A 21,730-nucleotide genomic window follows, 5' to 3' on the forward strand; every position below is an offset into this window, starting at 1 on the left:
TAACGTTTCTCCAGTCGGCGCTGCTCCGGCGAGAGGGTAAGGCGAAACCGGCGCCGCTTTACGGCGGGCGACGCGGCCTGCGTACGCGCACCGGACTAGAGCAGCGAGGCGGCGTGCCAGAGGCCGCCTAGGGCGGTGTACCAGTCGTTGGGGTACCAGTGCAGGCTCGGGGACGGCAGGTCGGGCGCCCCGTACGCGCGCAATACACGGTAGGCGGCGTCCAGGCAGTTGTTGCCGACGAAGGTGTACCCGGCGGCGATGTTGTCGCTGGCGGCGATGTTCGCCGCCCCCACCGCGCTGGTGTCGGTGGGACGGCATTTGTAACCCGTGTAAGGGTGGGCCGGCCGGGGCTGCTTAACCGTGCTCGGGAAGTGCGGCTGGCGGCGAAAGTCGTCGAGCATCCGCGCAAAGCTCTCATTGGCGCTCCAGGCGCCGTTGAAACCGGGCGCGTCGATCTGGGTGGCGCCATCGGGATTCTCTGTAGATCCATACACCCAGGTGCTCGTACCACCGACCAGGTACCCCCAGCCGATGTGCCCCGCCGTGCCGCCGAGCGGGAGCGGCGCACCGTGCGGCTGGATGAACACGCACACCTGGCCGGGCCCCAGCGCGAACGCCGGCCACGCAGACAGACCACCCGTACCGGCCAGCCAGAGCGCCATGCCCGCCGCGACCGCCGCGATGCGGCGCAGCCCACACCTCGTCCCGCGCCGCATCGGTCCCCCCTGCTCCTGTAATCCCTTTCCGAAGACGATGCCAGGCGGCCGTCGGCCCGTCATGTCAGGTAAAACGGCCACACACGCACCTGTCCTGCAAACACACCACGCACCGCCGCGTGGTCCCGGGGCTCACCCGTCCTGTTCCTTTAGTGCGTCACCAGCGGACGGCGGATGGCCGGACGAACTCGGAACTCGGCTGACCGGCCCGGACGGCATCCTGGGGGTGATAGTCGCACGGTAGATAGCGGCGCGTCCCCGTATCAGGGGACTCTCCTCCGGTGCGACCGGGTCCGCGTTGGACACGGTCATGGCATGCCCGACGGATGCCTGACGCGCGTCGGAGACATCTCGGTGAATGTATCCATCGACGGGAGAAAGCGTGTCCACCATCCAGCTACCGCGTCTACGGAGACGCATCGCGCTTGCCAGTACTGTCCTCCTAGATGATTGAGTCCAAGGGATCGCCTGCGGAAATAGGGCGAGGGTGTTCAAGATCCGTTTGTGACGACAGACCTGAACACCCTCGCAACGGCGCTCTATGTGAAGATCGACGACGCGGTGAAGGCTTCACCGGACCTGGCGCCCTGGCGTCCCCGGGTGGGCATCGCACCTACGCTCAGTGACGCCGAACTGGTCACGCCAGCGGTGATGTCGGCGTTGCTGGGCTTCGTCTCCGAGCGACGGTGGGTGCGTTACGCCCACGCCGAGCTGGTGGGCATGTTCCCGTATCTGCCCGGGCAGTCGGGCTACGGTAAGCGGCTGCGTAAAGCATCAGGTCTGGTCCTGCACATGATCAGGATGCTCGCGGCCGATACCTCGTTGTGGAGCGATGATGTGTGGGTGATCGACTCCACCCCGGTGGAGTGCGGCCGATCCCGCCAGACGGCCAGGCGCAGTGATCTGGCAGGGTGGGCCGAGTACGGCTACTGCGCCAGTCACTCCCGGTACTTCTGGGGGCTGCGGCTTCACCTGCTGTGCACCCTGGGCGGATTGCCTGTCGCGTTCGCGCTCACCGGTGCCAAGGCCGACAAGCGGGACATCCTGCTCGGGATGCTCGACAACGCTCCCGAGCTGATGGCCGGCCATCGGGGTCAGACGATCATCGGTGACAGGAACTACTACGGCCGTCAGTTCGAGCAGGCTGTCACCGCACGTGAGCTGACCTTGCTGCGCCCGGCCCGTAAGGGCGAGCCCGAACGGGCCGGCGCGCATCTGTTCAAGCCGTTGCGGCAGGTCATCGAGTCGATCAACCAGACCTTCAAAGGACAGCTTGACCTGGAACGTCACGGCGGCCGCACCCCTGCCGGAGCCGTCATCCGCGTACTCGCACGAATCCTCGCACTGACCGCAGTGATCTGGCACAACGACAAAACCGACCAGCCGATCAAGCGATCTCTGATCGCCTACGACCACTAACCGCGACCAGACACCTTGGACTCAATCATCTAGACGATGCCGAGAGCACAGATCACGCCCTATGTACTCCCGAGAGGCCCTGGCACACCCGCGACGTTCGACCGCCGGGACAGGGATGCCTGCCCGCCCCGAGGGGGGCACGATCAAACCTCAAAGGCAGGTGGTCAGTCTCGACGCTCCCGCCTGTCGGCGCTGATTTCGCGATCAATATGGGTTTGCCTGGTCACGATCACGCCGAAGGTGGCGGCTATCGCGGAGAGGCACAGGGCCGGAGCGAAGACCCCCCACAGATGGAACCGGGCGGAGACAACAGTCAGCACGAGGAGCCCAGCGATTGCCACCCACACGGTGCCCACGCGGTTGAAAGACCGGGCCATATTCGCTTCCTACCCCCGGCAGGCGGCGATGATGCCAGCCGCCAGCGCGGCGACCCGAGGTCGCCGTAGTACTGGCCGAAATCGGGCGGATATGGCTGAATAGGCTTCCTGGCTCGGCGACCTGTGAGGCTTGCTGGAGGCCTTTCGTTGGCGAGGCGAGTGTCTGCGGATGAGGGCCTGTCCGGTGTGAATCTGCGACAGAGCCGACAGGGAGACAGAGCCGAAGAGCGTACAGTCCCACGCATCCCCTTGCATGATGAAGCAGCGGCTCCTACTGCGCCCGCCACGGACGCCCTTTCCTGCCGGCAACGATCAGGCACCGTGTCCACAACCCTTCAAGAACTGTTGCTTACCCGATCCGGGTCGAAGCCGACATCGCCCGGCGCCTGGGGGTGACGACGAAGCCCTCAGCGGGCGCTGGGAAGACCAGGCAGTGCGACGGCCGGGGGCTTGGCCTAGGCTGCGATCATGGCCGAGATCAAGTCTCCGATTCCCAAGGAAGCCTTCGAGCTGCTGCTCGCGGGTAACCAGCGCTTCGTTGCGGGCGCCCCGGAGCACCCGAACCAGGACGCGACACGCCGCGCCGAGATCGCACCGGGCCAGCGCCCGTTCGCCGTCCTGTTCGGGTGCTCCGACTCCCGGTTGGCCGCAGAGATCATCTTCGATCGTGGCCTGGGTGACCTGTTCGTGGTGCGCACTGCGGGCCACGTGATGGGCGCGGAGGTGCTGGGCAGCATCGAGTACGGGGTGGACGTGCTGGACTGCCCGCTGGTGGTGGTCCTCGGCCATGACTCGTGTGGCGCGGTGGGCGCCGCGTGCGCCGCGCTGGAGGACGGGATGGCGCCGGCCGGGTACGTCCGGGACGTCGTCGAGCGGGTGACGCCCAGCGTGCTCGCGGCGCGGGCCGCAGGTCGCGTGGAGGCCGACGAGATCCTGGCCGAGCACATAAGGCATACGGTTGACCTGCTATTGGACCGCTCTCGGGTGCTCGCCGAACGGGTCGACGCCGGCCAGGCAGCCGTCGTGGGCCTGTGCTACCGCCTGGCTGACGGCAGCGCCCAGGTCGTAGCAGCCCGCGGCCTCGAGGTCACCGCCGACTCCGCATCGTGACCGGAGCTCCGCCAGCCTTTGCACAGTCACGTCACACCGCGCATGGCCCACGGATCGTCACGCTCCCTATCCCGCACCTCGCGCCGAACTGGCCCTTGCCGCGGACTGACGAGGGGCGTTGCTGGTCACTCGGAGGGCCGGGGCCCCGCGGCGCGGCGGAGCCGGTTGGCGATCGCGAGTCCTAGCCCCTCCTCCACCGGCAAGGACGCGACGATGAGGTCGCACCCCCGCTGGTCGAGCTCGCGCAGGAACCCGTACAGCCCGCGCGCGTAGGCGGCCATCGAACCGGGGACCGCCACCACGGCGTGCGCCTTCACCGGAGCGTCGGCGAAGGAGGGAGGAAGAAAGACGCCCACCTGGTGCCCTAGCTCCTGCGCGAGCTCCGCTTCGGCGACGACCTTCTCGGGCTCGACGAGGACGACCCGCGCACGCGGCGCGTAGTGTGACGGATGCTGGCCCGGCACCCGAACGCGGCTCGTCGAGTGGACCGCAAGCGGGCACCCCAGCACCGCTTCGAGGTCCTCGCGCGTCACCCCCCCGGGCCGAAGGACGCTCGGAGTGTCGCCTGTGGCGTCGACGATGGTCGACTCGACGCCGACCTCGCAGGGGCCGCCGTCCAGCACGAAGTCGACGGCATCACCAAGCTCCGCACGGACGTGGTTCGCCGTTGTAGGGCTGACCGAGCCGAAGCGGTTGGCGGACGGGGCCGCGGCACCGCCGCCGAAGGCCGAGAGCAGCGCGAGCGCGACGGGGTGGTCAGGCACGCGCACGGCCACCGTCTCCAGGCCACCAGTCGCTTCGAGGGGCACCCGGCGACCGCGCCGCAGGACCAGCGTGAGTGGCCCCGGCCAGAAGCGTTCGGCCAACAGGTGCGCCGTCGCGGGCACGTCCTCGACCCAGCCGCCCAGGTGCTCCGCGCCGCCGATGTGGACGATCAGCGGGTGGGAGGGCGGGCGCCCCTTGACCTGGAAGACGCGCGCGACGGCGGCGGAGTCCTCGGCGTTGGCGCCCAGACCGTAGACGGTTTCGGTCGGGAAGGCCACCAGGCCTCCGGCGCGCAGCACACCGGCCGCCTTCTCGATGTCACTGGTTCTTGCCGTCACCCTCGCAATCCTCTCACTGTTCCGCTCTCCATGTTCCGTGGTCCCGTCGGCGCATGACAACCAACCAAGGCCGACGGCACCGCGTGAGCCCGGACGCACGAAAGCCGTCACGGCGGTACCCGGGGGAACACCGCCAGGACGGCCCGGCTCAGCGTAGAACCCGCAGGCCCTACCCGGCTGGCTGTCACCGCCGGGCGTCGCCTGGTGTGAGCAGGCTGGTGACCTCGGCGATCGCCTCCGGCGACGGCTTGAAGTAGCGGCGGACGTTCTGCGGCTTCTTGTGCCTCGATTTCGCCATGGGCATCAGCAGCGAGGCGCCCTGTTCCCCGAGGTGGGTCAGGGCGGAGTGGCGGTACTCGTGCAGGTCCCAGCCCGTTCCGGGCCCGCGGAGGGCGGTGTGCTCGTCCAGCAGCGCACGGGCCTGGCCGTAGGAGAGGCGGGCCAGTCCGGTGTCCGGGCAGATGTCCCGGGCTGAGACGACCTTGCCCGGCCCCGGCGGCGGTGGGTGACGAACACCGGGCCACGCGTGCGACCCTTCAGCAGCCGCGGGAGCAAGCGGGCGATGCCAGCGTTCCATTAGACGGTCTCCAGCACGAAGTCCTCCCGCGCCTGGCCACGCGTCAGGATTTGGCCGCGGCGCCCTTGGCCTTCACCCGCGCCCGGCCAGGTCCAGGTCCTCGATGTTGAGACCCAGGATCTCCTCCGCCCGGGTCTCCAGCATCCGGTGGAAGGTCTTCTCCAGCAGATGGCCCAGGCAGACGGGATAGACCAGCGAGCCCCCTCTTGTGAGAAGGAAAACCCGCGCACGCACCACACCCGGACATAGAGAAGGCGGCCGATGACCCGCCGCGTGTGGGAAGCCCAGCGCGAGAGGCCCGCAACGGCCCCGTACCCGGTGCGCCGGCAAGAGCCGGGCAGCATCTGCCCGGACTTGCCCGCAGCCATGGAGACGTGGGATCACGTCGATCCCTGCCACACCCGCCGGGCGTAGAGCCTTCACGCCCAGGAAGGCTGGCGCATGGTCACCGCCGCCAACCAGCGGAACCGAGTCGAGCGTGACCGTGACGGCGGAGTCGGCGTGCCGTTCGGCGCTGTCCAGGAGACCGGTCAGCGGCCGGGCCGGGCCGAATCGCACCGTTGATCAACACGCCGAGGGCGAGCTGGCGATCACCGCGACCTGGCGCGGATCGCCGGTCCAGCTCGCATCCCGGACAAGGCCATGACCGCCAGACGGGTCATACTGAAACGGAACCGCATCCGTTCCTTTGGCGGTGAGTCTGGAATGCCGGGTCACAGGCAGGTGGGGGAGCAGGCGGCCCAGGTCGAGCAGACCGATTCCTGGTGGGAAAGGCTGCCGGTCGGGCTGGTGATCGCGGACGGCGCGGGCCGGCTCGTGCAGTGGGACATGGCCGCCCAGGAGCTGCTCGGCTATACCGCCGAGGAGGTCATCGGCCACGACTGGACGGAGTTCGTACTGCCCGGCGAGCGCGCCGCGGCCCGCGCGCTGCTCGAGGCGGTCGCTTCCGGACGCAGCCTGACCGGATCGTTCCCCGTGCGGCACAAGGACGGATCCACCGTCGACCTGGAGGTGTGGGCATGCCCGGCCGCCGGGTACACCGGCGGCCGGTGGGGCGTGCTGAGCCTGGTCGCCGACGCCCGCTGGGCACGGCAGGTTCACAGGGCCAGCGCGCTGGTGGACGGGCTGTTCGCCCGCTCCCCGGTCGGTCTGGCGGTCTTCGACACCGACTTGCGCTTCCAGCAGGTCAACCCCGCCTTGGAAGCCATCAACGGTGTACCGGGCGCGGACCACATCGGCAAGCGGCTGACGCAGGTGCTACCCGGACTCAACTTCGAGCAGATAGAAGCAGCGATGCGCCGGGTCCTGGCCACTGGCGACCCCGTGGTGAACTTTCGCTGCATCGGCCGCACTCCCGCCGAGCCCGACCACGACCGGGTCTGGTCCTGCTCCTACTTCCGCCTCGAGGACACCGCCGGCCGGCCCCTGGGGATCAGCGCCTCCGTCATCGACGTCCCGCCACACCAGAGAGAGGACCTGGACACCGCTGCCGACCGGCAGCGCCTGGAACTGCTCAACGAAGCGATGCTGCGCATCGGCACCACCCTGGACATGGCCCGTACCGGGCAGGAATTGACCGACCTCGCGGTCCCCCGGCTCGCCGACATCGCCACCGTCGACGTCCTGACCAGCGTCACCGACGCCGCCGAGCCGCTCGCCAGCTTGGCCGGCGGCGGCGCTCTGCTCCGGCTTGGCAAAGCCCCCCTCTACGGCTCACCGGCCGCCGACATCCTCGCCCCCGTCGGCCACATCCTGCACTTCCCCACCGAGGCCCCCTACACCAGGGCGCTCATCGACCGCCGCCCCTTCCTGCTGCCCCGCATCGACGCCGGCACCGTCGCCCGCGCCGCCCGTCACACGCCCACCCCGGAAAGGCTCTGGCGTCTGGGCGTGCACTCGGTGATGATGGTCCCGCTCGTCGCCCGTGGCCTGACGCTGGGCGTCGCCATCTTCCTGCGTGGCTCGGACAGCCCCGCCGCCTTCGACCCGACTGATCTCGCCATCGCCGGTGACCTGGCCGCGCACGCCGCCGTCTGCATCGACAACGCGCGCCTGTACAACCGCGAACACGACACTGCCCTCACCCTGCAGCGCAGCATGCTGCCCTGCCTGTCCCGGCCTCCGGACGGGATCGAGATCGCCCACTGCTACCTGCCCGCCAGTGAAATCGACGAAGTCGGCGGCGACTGGTACGACGTGACCATCCTCGACCGCGGCAAGGCCGCTCTCGTCATCGGCGACGTCATGGGCCACGGCATCCCCGCCGCAGCCGTCATGGGCCAGATGCGTACCACCGTCCGCGCCCTCGCCCGCCTCGGTCTGCCCCCCGACCAGCTCCTGCACCACCTTGACGCCACCATTCAAGAGCTCGACGACCCGCTACTGGCCACCTGCGTGTATGCCGTCTGCGACGCGAACACCGGAACATGCCGGCTCACCCGCGCCGGACATCCCCCACCCGCCGTGATCACCCCCGACGGCGCCGCGCACCTGCTCGACCTGCCCCCCGGCTCCCCGCTCGGCATCGGCGGCATCCCCTACACCACCACCGAGATCGCTCTGGGCCCCGGCAGCATCCTCGTCTTCTACACCGACGGCCTGATCGAAGCCCGCGGATGTGATCTGGACGAACGCCTCACGGAACTCACCCACGTGCTCGAAGGCGAGCACCGGACCCTGGCCGAGCTCCGCGACACCCTCCTCACCCGCGTTGCTCCCACCCCAGCCCAGGACGACATCGCCATCCTCATCGCCCGCATCGGCAGCCAGGTACCCTCACCCTGAACGTTCAGACGCGTGAAGATCATCACTGAGATGCGCGCCAGGGACTATACGGTTTTCGGCTCTGGCACGAATCCGGTGGTGACGGTCGGTGTCTACGCGAGCAGGATCCTCTGACGAAGCAGTGAGAAGCCGGCTCGGCCGTACATCTGACGTTTGATGAGTTTGACCTTGGTGTTGGCTCCTTTCATAGGGTTGTTGCTGTAGGGCAAGGTGAGCCCGGCGATGACGGCCGGGAGGTCTTTGGCGAGTCCGTGGACGAAGGCGTACAGAGCGGGCAGGTCGTCGCCTCGGACTGCAGTGATCCAAGCCTCGAGATCGTGACCTCGACGCTGGGTGCGGATGGTCGCAAACTCCCGGACGCGGCCGGCCAGGGCCGTCATCCGGGGGCGACTGCCGGTCAAATCGTCCAGGTGACGGCGATGGTGAGCAGGCAGGTTCTCGGGTCGGGTCATGATCCAGGAGGTGAGCCAGCGTGGGGAAGGCGGGGTGCGCATCGGGTCGGCACGACCCTGGTTGAGGTAGCGGACCAGAAGGTCGGCGCTGCCGGGATAGCCCAGTTGACGGATCTCGGCCAGCAGGTGCGTCACGGGGACGCCGGGTTGTGAGTCAGGCGTCGTCGTAGGTGGTCGCGGTAGGGGTCGACCAGGGTCTGCCGGTATTGCGGGGGACGCCACAGCTCCTCGGCCGACCGAACTCGGGCGTAGCGTTTGACGGTGTTGAGGGAGCAGCGCAGCCGCCTGGCGCATTCCAGTAGCCCGACGCCCTGATCAAGCAGAGCGTGGACGGCAGCGTGCCGCTGGAGGGTGCGTTCCTCGCGTATGGTCGTTCGGCGAGCTGGACCGGTGTGCCAGCAGTGGCTGTGGGCGGTGACGGTCTTCTCCACCGCCGCCGCGAGGTTGTGCCACAGGTGCCACCGGTCGCTGACCTGGGTCGCCTGCGGAGCGCCCTGCCGGACCGCTTCGGCGTAGGCCGCCGACCCATCCCGGCATACGACCTTCACCTGGGGATGGTCGCGTAATCAGGCGGTCAAGGTGGTGGCCTTGCGATCGGGCAGCACGTCGATCCGACGATGAGTGACCGCGTCGATCAGCAGCGTCGCATAACGGTGCCGGCGTCGCAGCGCGAAGTCATCCACGCTCACCACTTCCGGGACAGGCAGATCACTGGTGGGCAACGCCATCAGCAGCCGCAGCACCGTGGTCCGGGAGACCGTCACCGCCAGCCCCGACAGCACGCGGCGCCGGCACGTCCGGCCAGGGCCACCGCCAGGTCGGAGATCAGCGCCGCCAGCCTTCCCGTTAGGCCTGCCGGATCCGGCCGGAGTTGCCGTGGCAGATCTTCCGGGCCAGGCGGGGCCAGGACTCCTGGACGCTGAGCTGCTTGCCCAAGCTGCGGCGGTAGGTGGAGTCGATCGGGTCCAGCATGCTGAGCAGGTGCATCGTCTTGTCGATGCGGCCGTAGGCAGCGAACGCCTGTCCCAGCGGAGTCGGATGACCTTGGCGGGCGAACATCCGCAGCAGTTCGTAGGCGCGATGGTGACCGGCGACCCGGCGACGCGGAGCATGTCCGGCCACTGCGTGATGATCTTCTTGGTGTTCACCTTGTTCCGGGCGATCGCCTCCAGCACCCCGTAGTCGCCGGTGGAGCCGTCGGGGAGATCGGCGCGCCAAGAACCGCTGGTCGCCCAGGTCGGCGAAGCGGGCGAACCGGTAGCCGAGCCTGTCGAGCAGGATGTCCATGTTGCCGATCGCGTGCATGAAGCACTCGCGGGCGGCCTCGGTCGCCGCGACGTGCTGCTTGGCCTGCTCCATGCTGGGCACCTGATCGGCGGCCACCACACCCAGCAGCTTCTGCAGGCCCTCGGCACCGTGCGCGGCCGCCAGCGGAATCGGGCCGGTACTCACATCCTGCGCGATCAACCGCAGCGGCCCTGCCACCCGCAACGTCTGCCACTGCAGGAGCGCGGTCAGCTTGACCGCATCGTCGCTGACGCCCGCGGCGACGAGCTGCTGATCGTGCCTCGGCCAGGTCCACAGGCCGTGTGATGGCGCTCCCAGATTGACCAGGAGCCGTTGCCGGTATTCGCCGGGCGGGGCTGCGCGCACTGCCTTCGTGGCGCGCCCGAGCAGATGTTCCTGGCCAACCAGTCCCAGGACCAGGAGGTCTGCAGCTGTTACCAGTGCCACCGCGAGACGGTGGTCATCTGCTAGATCCCGTTCGTGATCCGGGGCGCGCCCAATCGACCACGACCGACGCGCCCCGGGTCCTCGTGAAGAGGAGGTTCCAGCATGGCACAGACGACGGTCATCATCATTCACCCAAGAAGAACGGCGTGTGCCCCTCGGCCAGGGTCTTGGCGAGCATCGCCTCGATCTGGGCGATCCCCAGCAGGGCGTTGTCCAGCCGCACCTGGTAGCGCCTAGCGGCAATGATCACCAACCCGCCACAGGCGGGCAAGTCGGGACATCACCGCAGGTCAGAGGAATATGTGTTGAAAATTTCTTCATTGCTACTGGGACCCCCGGCAGGGCCGCCTCGCCCAGGATCTCCTCCACCGTCTCGCGGATGATCACCAGCCGCGCCTCTTCCTCGGCCGCCAACCGCTCGATCTGTTCCCGGGTCGCCGCGACCCGATCTCGGGCCGCGCCAATACTGACTGAAGCAGAAGCCGTGCCGAGACTGGCTGAAAGACCACGCCGACCCAGGCGGTCGCCTCGCGCAGGGCCTGGAAGCGCATCGCATTGTGCTGCCACACGGCAGCGACCGCCTGGCGCGGCACACCCCAACTCAGCGGTGATCTGATCGTGGCCGCCCTGCCAGGAGATCCGTGGCACCGAGCAGTCGAAGTGATCGAAGCTGAGCCGTTTTCCCAGCTCACGTACCTTGATGGCATGGGGTTATCGCTTTCCAGGTTGCACCCACCGACGATCCGCGGACGGATCACACTGTTGACCATCTCGATCACCGCGCTGGTGCTGGTGCCGATGGCGCTGATCTTGAGTGCGGTGATCCAGCAGATGTTCACCGACTCGGTGTGGCATGACACCCGGGAGGAGGTCAGCGCGGTGGCGGCGGCCATCCACGCCGGGCAACTGCCCGCTCTGATCGTCCCCGTGGTTCCCGGCATCGACCTGGTACAGGTCGTGAGCCCCGGACGGAACGTCATCGCCGCCTCTTCCGCCGCCAGGGGAAAGCCTCCGATGAGCACGGTCTGGCCTGACGCCGACGACCCGCTCAAGGATGTGCAGGCCTGCGGTGATCCCGAGCCGGGGTGCCTGCGCCTCACCGCGCTGCGCGCCGGGAGCACCCCGGGCTCCTCGGTGGTGTATGCCGGGCGGCGCGCCCCCGGGGTTCAGTCCACCGGTTTCATCGACACCGTCATCGCCGTGCAGACCGCCGCGCTGATCGCGCTGGCGGGCTGGACCAGCTGGAAGGTCACCGGGCAGACGCTGCGACCCGTCGATGCCATCCGGTCCCAGCTCGCCCTGATCACCTTCCACGACCTGGGCGCCCGGGTGCCGGAACCTGCCGGGGACGACGAGGTCGCCAAACTGGCCCGCACCGCCAACCGCACCCTGGGCCGGCTGGAGCACGCCGTGCAGACGCAACGGCATTTCGTCACCGACGCCTCCCACGAGCTGCGCACCCCGCTGGCCGGGCTGCGCCTGCAGCTGGAAGAGGCCCAGATGCACCCGGAGGACACCGAGCTGGAGGAACTGCTCGGCCGCATGCTCGGTGATGTGGAGCGCCTGCAGCAGATCGTGACCGACCTGCTCTACCTGGCCGGCGTCGAGGCCGCCGTGGCCGTCTTGCGCAAGCAGGTCGATCTGAGCGAACTGGCCCGCATGGCGCTGGACCACCGCAACGACCGTCTTCCCACCAAGCTTGTGCTGCAGGACGGGGTCACGGTGGACGCCGTGCCAAGCCAGCTCAACCGGGCGCTGGCCAACCTGCTGGACAACGCCCAACGCCACGCCCAGCGACTGGTGACGATGGGCCCTCCCCCCGAGGTGTGGACACCTTGAGTGCCAGATCATGGAGATCTGGAGAGCAAGGAGTTCCTCGTGGCCATGAAGTCCTACTCGGCTGAGTTCAAAGCCGATGCCGTCGCGTTGTATCTGTCGGACCCGGCGCGGACGATCGCTTCGGTGGCCAGAGATCTGGGGATCAGCCGTGAGACGCTGCGCCTGTGGGTGCGCCAGGCGCAGGCGGCGGGCACGGCCGGCAAGAAGGCAGGGCCGGCAAGGCAGCCGCCGGGCGGCCCGGTACTGTCCGACCCCGTGGAAGAAGAGAACAGGCAGCTCAAAGCCCGGATCCGGGAACTTGAGCTGGAGCGCGACATTCTGCGCCGGGCGGCTAAGTATTTCGCGGGCGAGACCAACTGGTGAGTCGCTTCCAGTTCGTCGCCGACCACCGTGACACCTTCGGGGTGAAGCGACTGTGCCGTGTTCTTGAGGTCTCCCGCTCGGGGTTCTACCGGTGGCTGGCCGCCGCACCGGCCAGGGCCGCGCGTGCGGCGGCCGACGCCGCGCTCGCGGCGCAGATCACCGAGATCCACGCAGGCTTCGAGGGCACCTACGGCAGCCCGCGGGTGACCGCGCAGCTGCGGGATACGGGCCGGCGGATCAACCACAAGCGGGTGGCCAGGGTCATGCGCGTCTTCGGCATCATCGGGCTGCACCTGCGCAAGAAGGTCCGCACCACAGCGCCCGAACCCTCGCATCACAAAGTGCCCGACCTGCTCAAGCGGGACTTCACCGCGCCCGCGCCGAACCAGCGGTACGTGGGCGATATCACCTATCTGCCCGTCGGCGAGGGACGGTTCCTCTATCTCGCGACCGTGCTGGACCTGCATTCACGCCGCCTGGCGGGCTGGTCGATCGCCGACCACATGCGCACCGAGCTGGTGTCCGACGCGCTGCGAGCAGCCGCCGCCACCAGGGGCGGGGACCTGGCCGGGGCGCTCTTCCACACCGATCACGGGGCGCAATACACCTCCGCCGAGTTCGCCGTCCTCTGCAAGGAATTGGGGGTGCGCCAGTCGATGGGCGCCGTCGGGACGAGCGCGGACAACGCTGCCGCCGAGGCGTTCAACGCCACCCTCAAACGCGAGACGCTGCAGGGCGCCAAACGCTGGTCCTCGGCCCGCCAAGCCCGTCTGGAGGTCTTCAAGTGGATCACCCGCTACAACACCCGACGCAGGCACTCCCGGCTGAACTACCTCAGCCCCATCACCTACGAGCAGCAGTCCGATAGGGTCCTGCTCGCCGCATGACAGCTGGTGTCCACACTTTGGGGTGAACCCCCGATCGAGGTGCGCAGCCAGGGTGACACCGCCCTGCTGGCGGTCGACGACGACGGTGCCGGAATCGCCGAGGCCGACCGCGAGAGGATCTTCGAGCGGTTCACCCGGCTGGACGCCGCCCGAAGCCGCGACCGCGGCGGCACCGGCCTGGGCCTGGCGATCACCGATGACGTGGTACGCGCCCACGGCGGAACCATCCACGTCGGGCAATCCACCACCGGCGGCGCACGCTTCGAACTCCGCCTACCTCTCAGCGGTCACCCTGGCGGGTGAGCCACAGCGCACATTGCGCAGACGCGGTTACCGGATCGTGCAAGGGACGGCTCAGGATGGTAAGCCGATTCGGCGGCGGCAATGAGGTCAGGCTTCCCTGTCGGCCTGGCGGCGGCCATCCCGCGGGGGCGGGGCTGACGGCCGCTCGCCGGCACCGGGCAGCCGCCGGCCAACGTTGATCAGCGATGCCGCCGGTGAGCCGGTGCCTTGTACTCTCCGGAATGACCATTCCGGAGAGCACAAGGCGTAGCGATAACGGCTTGGCCGTTCCCCAAGCACTTTGATCTCTCCGCACGTTGCCCCCGTCAGGACTGACCGACAGCACACTCTCCCGCAGCGGGGGCGGCGAATCTATTGCGGCAGCTTTACCGACTGAGGGATGACAGTGCGCCGACGGATGTGTTGACCTGCCCCCGAAGGAGGACATTCCGGGCAATCACTCAGTTGCTTCTGTGGAGGTTGCGATGGATCTCAACGTCGCCGTGGAAATCGAAGGCCACCGTGTCCTAGTGCATCTGACTGGCGAGATCGACATAGCGACCGCGGATCTCCTTAGCGGCGTGCTGGACGCTGCCGTGCAGCACGTGACCTTTCCCCAGGTTGAGCTGGACATGAGCCAGGTTTCGTTCATGGATTGCTCTGGGCTGCGGGTGTTGGTCCCCTTCAAGATTCAAGTCGAGTGGAAGGGCGGCACGTTCATCCTGACCAACGTGTCGACGCCGGTTGATCATCTGCTCTCGGCTGCAGGCTTCGATCACCGACTCGACGGCCCGCGGTCACGAGCCGACAGGTCCGTCCTGCAAGGGCGTGCTCGCCACCCTGGACGGAGTCACTAGCGGCATAGGGAATGCAACGGCGCCGTAGCGTCACAAGATCGCCTGCCTGGGGTTCCTGTCGGTGCTGCCGGGGTGCTTGCGCAGGCTCCGGCCAGACGCAGGACATGCAGGACCCATGCCTCCAGGCTTGCCGGGTCCGGCGGGGTAAGCATTTGGTGCGCCATGGTGTCGCCCTCGTTGTCCATGTGGATTCACCTGTACGGACTGTGTGGCCGAACAGGCAGTAGACGGTCTCTGCCCTTATCTGCCAGCCGCCATGCTGTTTCCGGCAACTGTGATGAGCGGGCCTGTGCTCCGCACGCACACGGTCGCCGAGGCCCCCGCCGTGGGGAAATGGATGGGAGTTGCTCCCTGCGACCGCAGTTGGTCCGGGCGCGACAAACGTCTCGGTCAGACCCGGCAGGCCTGCAAGTCGTCACCGGCTTCGGAGCGGACGGTCCTGCGGCGGTACCCGGCGGTCTTGGTCTGCTTGGCCTGGCCGTCGACGGGGTCGGTGTGGGTCTGGGTGGTGTACTCGCTGTCGTACGGCCAGTAGTGGGCGCCGTTCTTCTCCCCGTCGTCGTCGACCAGATCCCGCCGCTCGGCGAACCCGCAGTCACAGGCCCACGCCGTGGAGACGCCTCGCTGGTGGGCAGAGCCGCAGACACAACGAAACGCGGCTTCGTCTAGGCCCGCCGTGGCCCGGCCGCCGCGAACACTCCAGGCAGCGCGAGCCGCACGCCACCGCAACGGCTGCCTGCCGTGTTGCCGTCAGTGGGCGGGCCCCCCAGGGGTCAGGCCGGCATGGTGTGGGCGGTGATCGCCGCGGCGATGTCGTCGAGGGCAAGTATTTGGCTGACCTGGCCGGTGGCGATCGCGGCTGAGGGCATGGCGAAGAAGGCGGAGCTGGGCTCGTCCTGGGCGATGACGGCGCCGCCGCGGTGGGTGATGGCGCGCACGCCGGACTGGCCGTCGTGGCCGGTGCCGGTGAGGATGACCGCCAGCGCGCGAGGCCCGCAGATGACGGCCAGGGTGGCCAGCAGCAGATCGGCCGAGGGCCGGGGTGGGGGCAGCGCGCCGGTGTCGATGAGAGCGACGCGGGCCGGGGATGTGACCAGCAGGTGGTGGCCCGGCGGGACGACCAGGACCAGGCCCGCTTCCATGGCGGCGCCGTCGGCGGCGACCCGCACCTCCAAGGCGGTCCGCCGCGCCAGAATGGTCGCCAGCTCACTGGCGCGAAAGGGATCTTGATGCAAGGGGACCAGCAGCGCCGCGGGCAGATCGGCCGGCAGCCGGGCCAACACCCGCGACAACGCGTCCAGGCCACCGGCCGAGGCGATCAGCGCCACCACCGCGAACTTACCCAAGCCTCCGCCTGCCCCGCCCGAGCCGGCCGCCTCACCGACGACGGGCTCGCCCTCAGGCGGGATGCCCGCCTCGGGGCGCAGAATGCTCACACCGGCCAGCCAACCACAATCCCCAACGGCTGATTCGCGACAGGATCTCTGCCGTATTCCGGCCGTACCCATATTGCCAAGGAGCTGCCCGATAGCAAGCTCGCCGAGTTCGCCCCCGCATCTACGCGAGCGCCTGACTGACGCCCGGGGCCATCTGCGGCCCTTGCTCTGGGCGCCCATGCCCGTGATCGCGTTATGGGGCGAGGGCGAGACAGAGAAGGCCCGCACTCCGGGGACCGGGTGCGGGCCGGATGGTGCCAAGTTAAGCCCTGGTAGCTGCCTTTCCGCTCGGTGTGGGCTTTTTGCCCGCCGCCTTACTCTTCTCTGTGCCGGTCGCCGGCGTGGCCCTCTGGGAGACATCCTCAAGCTCCTTCGCGGCCTCGTGGCTCATACTGCTGATGATCTTGCGGCCGCGGGCGGCCAGATCGTCGTAGAACTCGTTGACCTTGGCGGTGGTGGCGTCGGCGTACTCGCGGGCTTGCTCCGGCAGGCTGTTGGCAACGGTTTCGCGCGCCTTGCCTGGCAGATCCTTGGCAGTCTCGCGGACCTCACCCTGGCGGGCCCGCAGCTGCTTCTGCAGCCGCCTGCGCAGCTTACGCAGGTTCTCAGCGGCGTAGTCACCGGCGCCCGCGGCCGCGTAGAACGGCTTGGACTTAGCGATCTTCTTGACCTGGTCGGCGAGCATCATAGGCGCTTGCTCCCTCCTGGAAAACCCGGTACGGCATTGCCATTAGCGAACGAGCCGCGTACGCGATCGCGGCTCATCGGACGAGCCGAGTCGGTCTGCGGAATCTCGGTCCGGTTTCTCCCTTCGGAACGATTCGTAGATATCGATCAGCACCTGGCGTTGCCGCCCGGTGATGCTGGTGTCGCCCCTGATCGCGGCCAGCGCGTCACTGTAGGGACTGCGATCCTCCAACAGGCCCGCCTGCACGTACAACGCCTGGGCGGAGATGTGCATCCCCCGGGCGATCTGGTTCAAGATCGCGGCGCTCGGCTTACGAAGGCCACGCTCGACCTGGCTCAGGTAGGAGTTGGAGACGCCCGCCTGAACGGCGAGTTGGCGCAGAGACATCTTCGCCTGCTGCCGCTGCCGGCGAATGTATTCACCGATCAAGCTGCCCCTGCGTAGTGCCATACCCCCATCCTCATCAGCCCTGCTTGCAATTGCGAACAAGCTGACATGCAACAGCCAGCAAAGATGTGTCCGGCTGGCACCCGGACAGGCGCCGACAGGACGACCGAGGCGGTCACGATCGCGAACCGGCAAGGGATGCCGGTACAAACGGTGTCACCAGCCTCAGTTGGCAGCGTCTTCGCACGTCAGGCAACCATTACTGCGTTCGCGGCGTCCACGCTCTTCCCAGACGTAATCGTCCTCGTATCAGCCGACCGAGGTCTCGTCAGGGTCAGGCAGAAGCTCGTCGTTGTTGACGTCGTCGAGGTGCTCAGGCGTCATGATCTCTCCCCCTCAATGCCGAGGTCGAGGCGATGGATCATCTCTAAGCGCCCGGTACAGGTTGCCATGCCTGTCATCTCCGCACCGCTGACTGCACAATCCCCTGGATGAGGCAAATCGTTCACACACTCCGCGACTACGACAGGAGTTCATCGCCGGGATCGTGGAATGGACAACCTCCTCGAGCACGGCGCCGCCGAGACGCCCGTGCACCCCTACCTGTCGTCCAAGGCAGGCCCGTGCCGGCTGACCTCGGCGGCGTTCCCTTTGGTCTGCCCACCGGCGACCCCTGCCACGCCTGGCCGTTCGAGCTGCCCGAGGGCGCTTCGCGGTGATCTCGGTGAATGCCTCGATGAGTTGATGGGGGCCGTGACGGGGGCGGCGGGCCGGATGGGTGGTTCGTCTCCACGGTCGTACCCGATAACACTGCGCTCTTTGGACAGACCTCCGCTGTGGCATGAAATACGCGACGCGGCGAGATGCCGGGGCACCGCCCAGCGCCCACCCGGGCGGGACGCCGACGAAGGTCGCGGCGTCTTCCCGCGCAGCCCGTCATTACAGGTACTGGCCCGCCTCGGGGCTGTCTGTCTTCGACACCCGCACCGACACCACGTTGGCCAGGTTGATGACCACGCCGTTCACCTCGGTCTCACGGGCATATCTCGCCCGGGTCAGCACCAGGCTGTGCCGCTCGTCCAGAGCATGAGCGATCGCCTCCACCGCCTCGGGCTCCCCCTCGAAATCCCTGCTTATCACGGAGACGTCTTCACCGCCCACCGGGTGAAATCGAATGATCAGTACGACGTTGTCAGGCACGGTCGGCTCCTTTCATCAAAATCCGCAAGCAGTACCTTGCCCAGCATCGAACGCCGTAGGCATGGGGCCCTCCACATCCGCGCCTGCAGCACTGCGGAACAAGGAGATCGGCGTCGCACCGACGTTGTGGGAATCTTCCCCGACCGCACCTCGATCATCCGCCTGATCGGTGCTGTGCTGGCCGAGCTGAGCCGACGAATGGACCGAAGCCCGCCGCTACATGGGACTGGACGTCCTGGCCAAGACCCGGCTCCGAGTGATCTGTGGCGACACACCACGCCACAACCCAATCACGCAGACACTTACCGCTTAACCTGCAGAAACAGAATCGTTTGAACCTGCGGCTAGGGCCGCCGAGACGATCACGCCCGGTCTCGGATCCGGGGAAGTACGCCCTCCTGTCCATCATGCAGGAGGCGCGTTATCCACCTCTGACAACGCTGTAGGTGGCTTTGGGACATGGACGGTGCCTCCGGCAGCCGGTGCCGTGGGACTGGTTGCTTGCAGAATGATGCGGGCGACCAGTTCGGGTGCGTCGTTCATCGGCACGTGCCCGCAGTCGGGGAGCCATACCAGCCGCGCCCCGGGGATCATGGCGTTGGCCCGTGCGGCCTGGCGCCCGGGTAGGAGATGGTCTACGGTGCCCCAGGCGATGGTCACCGGCACATCGGGAATGTCGCCGGTGAACAGGCCGGGCGCTCGACCTGCCCGCAATGTGGCTTTGAACCCCACCGCGCCGCGCATCGCCCGCAGGCACGCGACCAGGGCCTCGGGTGGGCACAGGGCGGGGCACCCGTAGACGGTGCCGGTCAAGGCCGCCCGCCCGGGGGTCGTCTCACACAGACGGAGTACGACCGCCTCCGGAAGCCGCGCGATCTGCCGGGCCGCGGCCAGCACCGCGAACGCGTACTGCCGCTCGGTCGTGTTCCAGAAGCCGGCCGGGGCGAGCGCGGTCACGCTGCGTGCGAGCTCGGCCTGGGCCAACCGCAGTGCGATCAGCCCGCCCAGCGAATGGCCGACCACGTGCGGCCGCTCCAGGCCCAGCGCGGTGAAGACCGCGCCCAACTCTGCCACCACGCTTGACAGATCGTGCGGCACGTCCGGCGGCAGATCCGGAGACTGCCCGAAACCCGGCAGATCCACCGCGATCACCTCGTGCTCGGTCGCGAGCAGCGGCGCCACCGCGTCCCACGCCTTGCGTTCTTGCCCGAGGCCGTGCAGCAACACCACAGGCTCGCCCGACCCCCGGCGTTCGTATGCAACGGTCACCGGGGCAAGACCCGCTGGTCGGCCTTCCACGAAAGACGCCACGCCCGCCGCGGCGACAATCTTCCTCTCGCCGCCAAGCTCGGCCGCCGCCGCAGGCGCCTGCGGCATGGCCACTGTGGCCGCCAAACGGTAGAGCTGAGCCGCCGCCCGCGCTCCTCCCCTCACGATACCGCCACCGAGGTGGGCAGCGGAGACGAACGGAGACACTACGGCAACCATCGAAAAACACCTCCGCACGGCTATTGGAGAGCGCTTCCCCTTCTCCGTTTCGCTCACCGACCCGCCCGCGCCTAGTGGGCCCTATTCATTCATACCGGATGGCACAAGTTGAGTCACATCAACTCACGAGATCTAAGTCTCCAGGCCGAAAGTCTCACGACGCTCGATGAGAAATGGTGTGGCGATAATCACCTACATCCAGGTCGGATCCAGCTGGCTCTATCTCGCTTGGGTGATCGACATCAGGTCACGTCGGGTGCTGGGCTGGTCGATGGCCCCGCGCATGCACGCCGAACTTGCCATCGACGCGTTGAACGCCGCGATCGCCGCTCGCGGAGGCTACGTCCACGGCGTCATCTTCCATTCGGACCGAGGTTCGCAGGGCAGTACACCTCGGCCGCGTTCGCCGACGTCTGTCACCAGCACAGGATCCGCCGCAGCATGGGCCGGATCGGGTCGAGCCATGACAACGCCCTGGCCAAGAGTCCGTGGCAGAGCCTGAGCGCGAGGTGATGCACAACAAGCTGTTCGCGACGGTCAGCCAGGCTCGCCTGGAGCTCTTCCGATGGCTCACCTTCTACAACGCCCGCAGGCGCCACAGCGCTCTGTCCTACCTCTCACCCTAGAGTTCGAACAGCAAGACCAGAAAGCCTCTAAGCTCCCACTCGCGGCATAAAACCCCTGTGTCCACATTCCGGGGGTCACCTCAGGTCGTCACAGCGAGGTAAGCCAAGCACAGCAGCACGACAGATCATCATGCCGGTCTGACGCAGCCCCTGGGGCTCCCAGCTTGAATACACGTGATCGCCCATAGCCCATGCGACCTGCACGGATGAATTTTCGGCACCCGCAGATGCCACGACGGAAACGAGTAATCTCAGCACAGCCCCATAACCAGAGCCGATCACCTGTCTAAGTTCCAGATGCCGGCCCGATGATCAGGCACGATCGCCTCAACGCCCGGACACCACCATGAACTGTCAGTTCAGGTAGTCGCGCAGGGCTTGGGATCGGGAGGGATGGCGTAGCTTGCTCATGATCTTGGTCTCGATCTGGCGGATGCGCTCGCGGGTCACGCCGTAGACCCTGCCGATCTCGTCCAGGGTCTTGGGCTGGCCGTCGGCCAGGCCGAACCGCATCGTCAGCACCCCGGCCTCGCGCTCGGACAGCGCAGCCAACATCGTGCAAAGCTGCTCCTGCAGCAAGGTGAAGGTGACGGCCTCCTCGGGCGTGACCGCCTCGGAGTCCTCGATGAGGTCGCCGAACTCGCCGTCCCCTTCGGTGCCGAGCGGGCTGTGCAGGGAGATCGGCTCGCGCCCGTACTTCTGCACCTCGATGACCCGCTCCGGAGTCATCTCCAGCTCGACTGCGAGGTCCTCGGGGGTGGGCTCATGGTTGAGGTCCTGCAACATCTGGCGGCTCAGACGGGCGATCTTGTTGATCACTTCGACCACGTGGACGGGGATCCGGATGGTCCGCGCCTGGTCGGCCATGGCGCGGGTGACCGCCTGTTTAATCCACCAGGTCGCGTAGGTGGAGAACTTGTAACCCTTGGTGTAGTCGAATTTCTCGACCGCGCGCATCAGGCCCAGGTTGCCCTCCTGGATCAGGTCCAGGAACGCCATACCGCGGCCGGTGTAGCGCTTGGCCAGCGAGACCACGAGACGCAGATTGGCCTCCAGCAGGTCGTTCCTGGCGTTGCGGCCATCCTGGGCGATCCACTCCAGCTCCACGCGCACATCCATCGGCAACCTGCCGGTGTCGGTGTGGAGCTGCTCGGCGGCGAACAGGCCCGCCTCGATGCGCTGAGCGATCTCGACCTCCTGCTCGGCGGTGAGAAGCGCGATCTTGCCGATCTGCCTAAGGTAGTCCTTGACCGGGTCGGTGCTCGCCCCCACAACCCCCGCCAGCACGGTGGGAGCCTCAGTCTCGTCGTCGGTTTGGTCGTCGACCAAGGTCAGAGCGTTATCCTTGGCGAAAATCGCCACTGCGCTCACACTCTTCCCAGCCAAGCAGCGTGAATACCCTCAC

General features: G+C 67.6%; 22 protein-coding genes and 4 pseudogenes. 9 read left to right on the plus strand and 17 right to left on the minus strand.

Features of this window, described 5'->3' with window-relative positions:
• Window positions 1-95: 95 nt before the first annotated feature.
• On the minus strand, window positions 96-716 hold the full coding sequence (locus ACOZ38_RS29005) for a hypothetical protein (RefSeq protein ID WP_424534327.1): 621 nt from the start codon (window positions 714-716) through the stop codon (window positions 96-98).
• 504 nt (window positions 717-1,220) lie between these two features.
• On the opposite strand from ACOZ38_RS29005, the gene ACOZ38_RS29010 reads away from it, so the two are divergent.
• Complete coding sequence (locus ACOZ38_RS29010; RefSeq protein ID WP_424534328.1) at window positions 1,221-2,135, plus strand: IS982 family transposase; 915 nt, start codon at window positions 1,221-1,223, stop codon at window positions 2,133-2,135.
• 164 nt (window positions 2,136-2,299) lie between these two features.
• On the opposite strand, the gene ACOZ38_RS29015 is transcribed toward ACOZ38_RS29010, so the two are convergent.
• Window positions 2,300-2,512, minus strand: a complete 213-nt coding sequence (locus tag ACOZ38_RS29015) for a hypothetical protein (protein WP_424534329.1) — start codon at window positions 2,510-2,512, stop codon at window positions 2,300-2,302.
• A gap of 468 nt (window positions 2,513-2,980) precedes the next feature.
• Between ACOZ38_RS29015 and ACOZ38_RS29020 the strand changes: the two genes are divergently transcribed.
• Window positions 2,981-3,622 (plus strand): carbonic anhydrase, encoded by a 642-nt coding sequence (locus ACOZ38_RS29020; RefSeq protein ID WP_424534330.1) that lies wholly within the window; start codon window positions 2,981-2,983, stop codon window positions 3,620-3,622.
• Between the two features lie 125 nt (window positions 3,623-3,747).
• Here ACOZ38_RS29020 and ACOZ38_RS29025 read toward each other — a convergent pair whose 3' ends face one another.
• From ACOZ38_RS29025 to ACOZ38_RS29035, 3 genes are all read right to left on the minus strand, one after another.
• The gene (locus ACOZ38_RS29025; RefSeq protein WP_424534331.1) at window positions 3,748-4,725 is read right to left on the minus strand and encodes an L-threonylcarbamoyladenylate synthase; all 978 of its coding nucleotides are present in this window, start codon (window positions 4,723-4,725) and stop codon (window positions 3,748-3,750) included.
• A 184-nt stretch (window positions 4,726-4,909) separates the two neighbouring features.
• Window positions 4,910-5,302 (minus strand): hypothetical protein, encoded by a 393-nt coding sequence (locus ACOZ38_RS29030; RefSeq protein ID WP_424534332.1) that lies wholly within the window; start codon window positions 5,300-5,302, stop codon window positions 4,910-4,912.
• Between the two features lie 72 nt (window positions 5,303-5,374).
• Window positions 5,375-5,536, minus strand: coding sequence for a hypothetical protein (locus tag ACOZ38_RS29035; protein ID WP_424534333.1), 162 nt, complete (start codon window positions 5,534-5,536; stop codon window positions 5,375-5,377).
• Between the two features lie 471 nt (window positions 5,537-6,007).
• Between ACOZ38_RS29035 and ACOZ38_RS29040 the strand changes: the two genes are divergently transcribed.
• Window positions 6,008-8,086: a SpoIIE family protein phosphatase gene (locus ACOZ38_RS29040; protein ID WP_424534334.1), complete on the plus strand. Its 2,079-nt coding sequence runs from the start codon at window positions 6,008-6,010 to the stop codon at window positions 8,084-8,086.
• Window positions 8,087-8,178: 92 nt separating this feature from the next.
• Here ACOZ38_RS29040 and ACOZ38_RS29045 read toward each other — a convergent pair whose 3' ends face one another.
• The 5 genes and pseudogenes from ACOZ38_RS29045 to ACOZ38_RS29065 all read right to left on the minus strand — a co-directional run bounded on the left by ACOZ38_RS29045 (window position 8,179) and on the right by ACOZ38_RS29065 (window position 10,522).
• Window positions 8,179-8,673 (minus strand): transposase, encoded by a 495-nt coding sequence (locus tag ACOZ38_RS29045; RefSeq protein WP_424534335.1) that lies wholly within the window; start codon window positions 8,671-8,673, stop codon window positions 8,179-8,181.
• Entirely contained in the window at window positions 8,670-9,086 is a 417-nt protein-coding gene (locus tag ACOZ38_RS29050; RefSeq protein WP_424534336.1) for a transposase, read from the minus strand. The genes ACOZ38_RS29045 and ACOZ38_RS29050 overlap by 4 nt, the downstream gene beginning before the upstream one ends.
• 18 nt (window positions 9,087-9,104) lie before the next feature.
• On the minus strand, window positions 9,105-9,320 hold the full coding sequence (locus tag ACOZ38_RS29055; protein ID WP_424534337.1) for a hypothetical protein: 216 nt from the start codon (window positions 9,318-9,320) through the stop codon (window positions 9,105-9,107).
• A 70-nt stretch (window positions 9,321-9,390) separates the two neighbouring features.
• A pseudogene (locus tag ACOZ38_RS29060) lies at window positions 9,391-10,404 on the minus strand (DUF6245 family protein); the annotation flags it as partial.
• Window positions 10,397-10,522: a hypothetical protein gene (locus ACOZ38_RS29065; RefSeq protein WP_424534338.1), complete on the minus strand. Its 126-nt coding sequence runs from the start codon at window positions 10,520-10,522 to the stop codon at window positions 10,397-10,399. The pseudogene ACOZ38_RS29060 and the gene ACOZ38_RS29065, both read right to left, overlap by 8 nt.
• 512 nt (window positions 10,523-11,034) lie before the next feature.
• Between ACOZ38_RS29065 and ACOZ38_RS29070 the strand changes: the two genes are divergently transcribed.
• From ACOZ38_RS29070 to ACOZ38_RS29085, 4 genes are all read left to right on the plus strand, one after another.
• The gene (locus ACOZ38_RS29070) at window positions 11,035-12,111 is read left to right on the plus strand and encodes a sensor histidine kinase (RefSeq protein WP_424534339.1); all 1,077 of its coding nucleotides are present in this window, start codon (window positions 11,035-11,037) and stop codon (window positions 12,109-12,111) included.
• 39 nt (window positions 12,112-12,150) lie between these two features.
• Window positions 12,151-13,361, plus strand: a protein-coding gene (locus ACOZ38_RS29075; protein WP_424537099.1) for an IS3 family transposase whose coding sequence is annotated in 2 segments (ribosomal slippage) — window positions 12,151-12,454 and window positions 12,454-13,361 — 1,212 coding nt in all. Because the reading frame shifts where the segments join, the coding sequence is not laid out codon by codon here.
• Between the two features lie 6 nt (window positions 13,362-13,367).
• A complete protein-coding gene (locus tag ACOZ38_RS29080; RefSeq protein ID WP_424534340.1) occupies window positions 13,368-13,664 on the plus strand; it encodes an ATP-binding protein in 297 nt (98 codons plus the stop codon).
• Between the two features lie 464 nt (window positions 13,665-14,128).
• Window positions 14,129-14,500 carry an STAS domain-containing protein gene (locus tag ACOZ38_RS29085; RefSeq protein WP_424534341.1) on the plus strand — a complete coding sequence of 124 codons (372 nt, stop codon included), beginning with the start codon at window positions 14,129-14,131 and terminating at the stop codon, window positions 14,498-14,500.
• Window positions 14,501-14,890: 390 nt separating this feature from the next.
• Here the strand turns inward: ACOZ38_RS29085 and ACOZ38_RS29090 are convergent, their stop codons facing one another.
• The 5 genes from ACOZ38_RS29090 to ACOZ38_RS29110 all read right to left on the minus strand — a co-directional run bounded on the left by ACOZ38_RS29090 (window position 14,891) and on the right by ACOZ38_RS29110 (window position 18,211).
• Window positions 14,891-15,229, minus strand: a complete 339-nt coding sequence (locus tag ACOZ38_RS29090) for a hypothetical protein (RefSeq protein WP_424534342.1) — start codon at window positions 15,227-15,229, stop codon at window positions 14,891-14,893.
• A 44-nt stretch (window positions 15,230-15,273) separates the two neighbouring features.
• Complete coding sequence (locus tag ACOZ38_RS29095; protein ID WP_424534343.1) at window positions 15,274-15,936, minus strand: chemotaxis protein CheB; 663 nt, start codon at window positions 15,934-15,936, stop codon at window positions 15,274-15,276.
• A gap of 262 nt (window positions 15,937-16,198) precedes the next feature.
• Window positions 16,199-16,624, minus strand: coding sequence for a hypothetical protein (locus ACOZ38_RS29100; RefSeq protein ID WP_424534344.1), 426 nt, complete (start codon window positions 16,622-16,624; stop codon window positions 16,199-16,201).
• A gap of 42 nt (window positions 16,625-16,666) precedes the next feature.
• Window positions 16,667-17,074, minus strand: coding sequence for a helix-turn-helix domain-containing protein (locus ACOZ38_RS29105; protein WP_424534345.1), 408 nt, complete (start codon window positions 17,072-17,074; stop codon window positions 16,667-16,669).
• An 876-nt stretch (window positions 17,075-17,950) separates the two neighbouring features.
• The gene (locus ACOZ38_RS29110) at window positions 17,951-18,211 is read right to left on the minus strand and encodes a hypothetical protein (RefSeq protein ID WP_405150501.1); all 261 of its coding nucleotides are present in this window, start codon (window positions 18,209-18,211) and stop codon (window positions 17,951-17,953) included.
• 108 nt (window positions 18,212-18,319) lie between these two features.
• On the opposite strand from ACOZ38_RS29110, the pseudogene ACOZ38_RS29115 reads away from it, so the two are divergent.
• Window positions 18,320-18,524: pseudogene (locus ACOZ38_RS29115) on the plus strand (transposase); the annotation flags it as partial.
• Between the two features lie 92 nt (window positions 18,525-18,616).
• On the opposite strand, the gene ACOZ38_RS29120 reads toward ACOZ38_RS29115, so the two are convergent.
• Window positions 18,617-19,588, minus strand: coding sequence for an alpha/beta fold hydrolase (locus ACOZ38_RS29120; RefSeq protein WP_424537103.1), 972 nt, complete (start codon window positions 19,586-19,588; stop codon window positions 18,617-18,619).
• Window positions 19,589-19,828: 240 nt separating this feature from the next.
• On the opposite strand from ACOZ38_RS29120, the pseudogene ACOZ38_RS29125 reads away from it, so the two are divergent.
• Window positions 19,829-20,375: pseudogene (locus tag ACOZ38_RS29125) on the plus strand (IS3 family transposase); the annotation flags it as partial.
• 304 nt (window positions 20,376-20,679) lie between these two features.
• On the opposite strand, the pseudogene ACOZ38_RS29130 reads toward ACOZ38_RS29125, so the two are convergent.
• Window positions 20,680-21,663: pseudogene (locus ACOZ38_RS29130) on the minus strand (RNA polymerase sigma factor); the annotation flags it as partial.
• Between the last annotated feature and the right edge of the window lie 67 nt (window positions 21,664-21,730).

The sequence above is a fragment of the Sphaerisporangium viridialbum genome, assembly GCF_049674955.1.
Classification (GTDB): Bacteria; Actinomycetota; Actinomycetes; order Streptosporangiales; family Streptosporangiaceae; genus Sphaerisporangium; species Sphaerisporangium viridialbum.

Bases quoted from the DNA above. Each gene is read 5' to 3' on its own strand.
- ACOZ38_RS29005 (WP_424534327.1), bottom strand. From the start codon at position 716: ATGCGGCGCGGGACGAGGTGTGGGCTGCGCCGCATCGCGGCGGTCGCG.
- ACOZ38_RS29015 (WP_424534329.1), bottom strand. From the start codon at position 2,512: ATGGCCCGGTCTTTCAACCGCGTGGGCACCGTGTGGGTGGCAATCGCT.
- ACOZ38_RS29020 (WP_424534330.1), top strand. From the start codon at position 2,981: ATGGCCGAGATCAAGTCTCCGATTCCCAAGGAAGCCTTCGAGCTGCTG.
- ACOZ38_RS29030 (WP_424534332.1), bottom strand. From the start codon at position 5,302: ATGGAACGCTGGCATCGCCCGCTTGCTCCCGCGGCTGCTGAAGGGTCG.
- ACOZ38_RS29040 (WP_424534334.1), top strand. From the start codon at position 6,008: ATGCCGGGTCACAGGCAGGTGGGGGAGCAGGCGGCCCAGGTCGAGCAG.
- ACOZ38_RS29085 (WP_424534341.1), top strand. From the start codon at position 14,129: ATGGATCTCAACGTCGCCGTGGAAATCGAAGGCCACCGTGTCCTAGTG.
- ACOZ38_RS29100 (WP_424534344.1), bottom strand. From the start codon at position 16,624: ATGATGCTCGCCGACCAGGTCAAGAAGATCGCTAAGTCCAAGCCGTTC.
- ACOZ38_RS29105 (WP_424534345.1), bottom strand. From the start codon at position 17,074: ATGGCACTACGCAGGGGCAGCTTGATCGGTGAATACATTCGCCGGCAG.
- ACOZ38_RS29120 (WP_424537103.1), bottom strand. From the start codon at position 19,588: ATGCCGCAGGCGCCTGCGGCGGCGGCCGAGCTTGGCGGCGAGAGGAAG.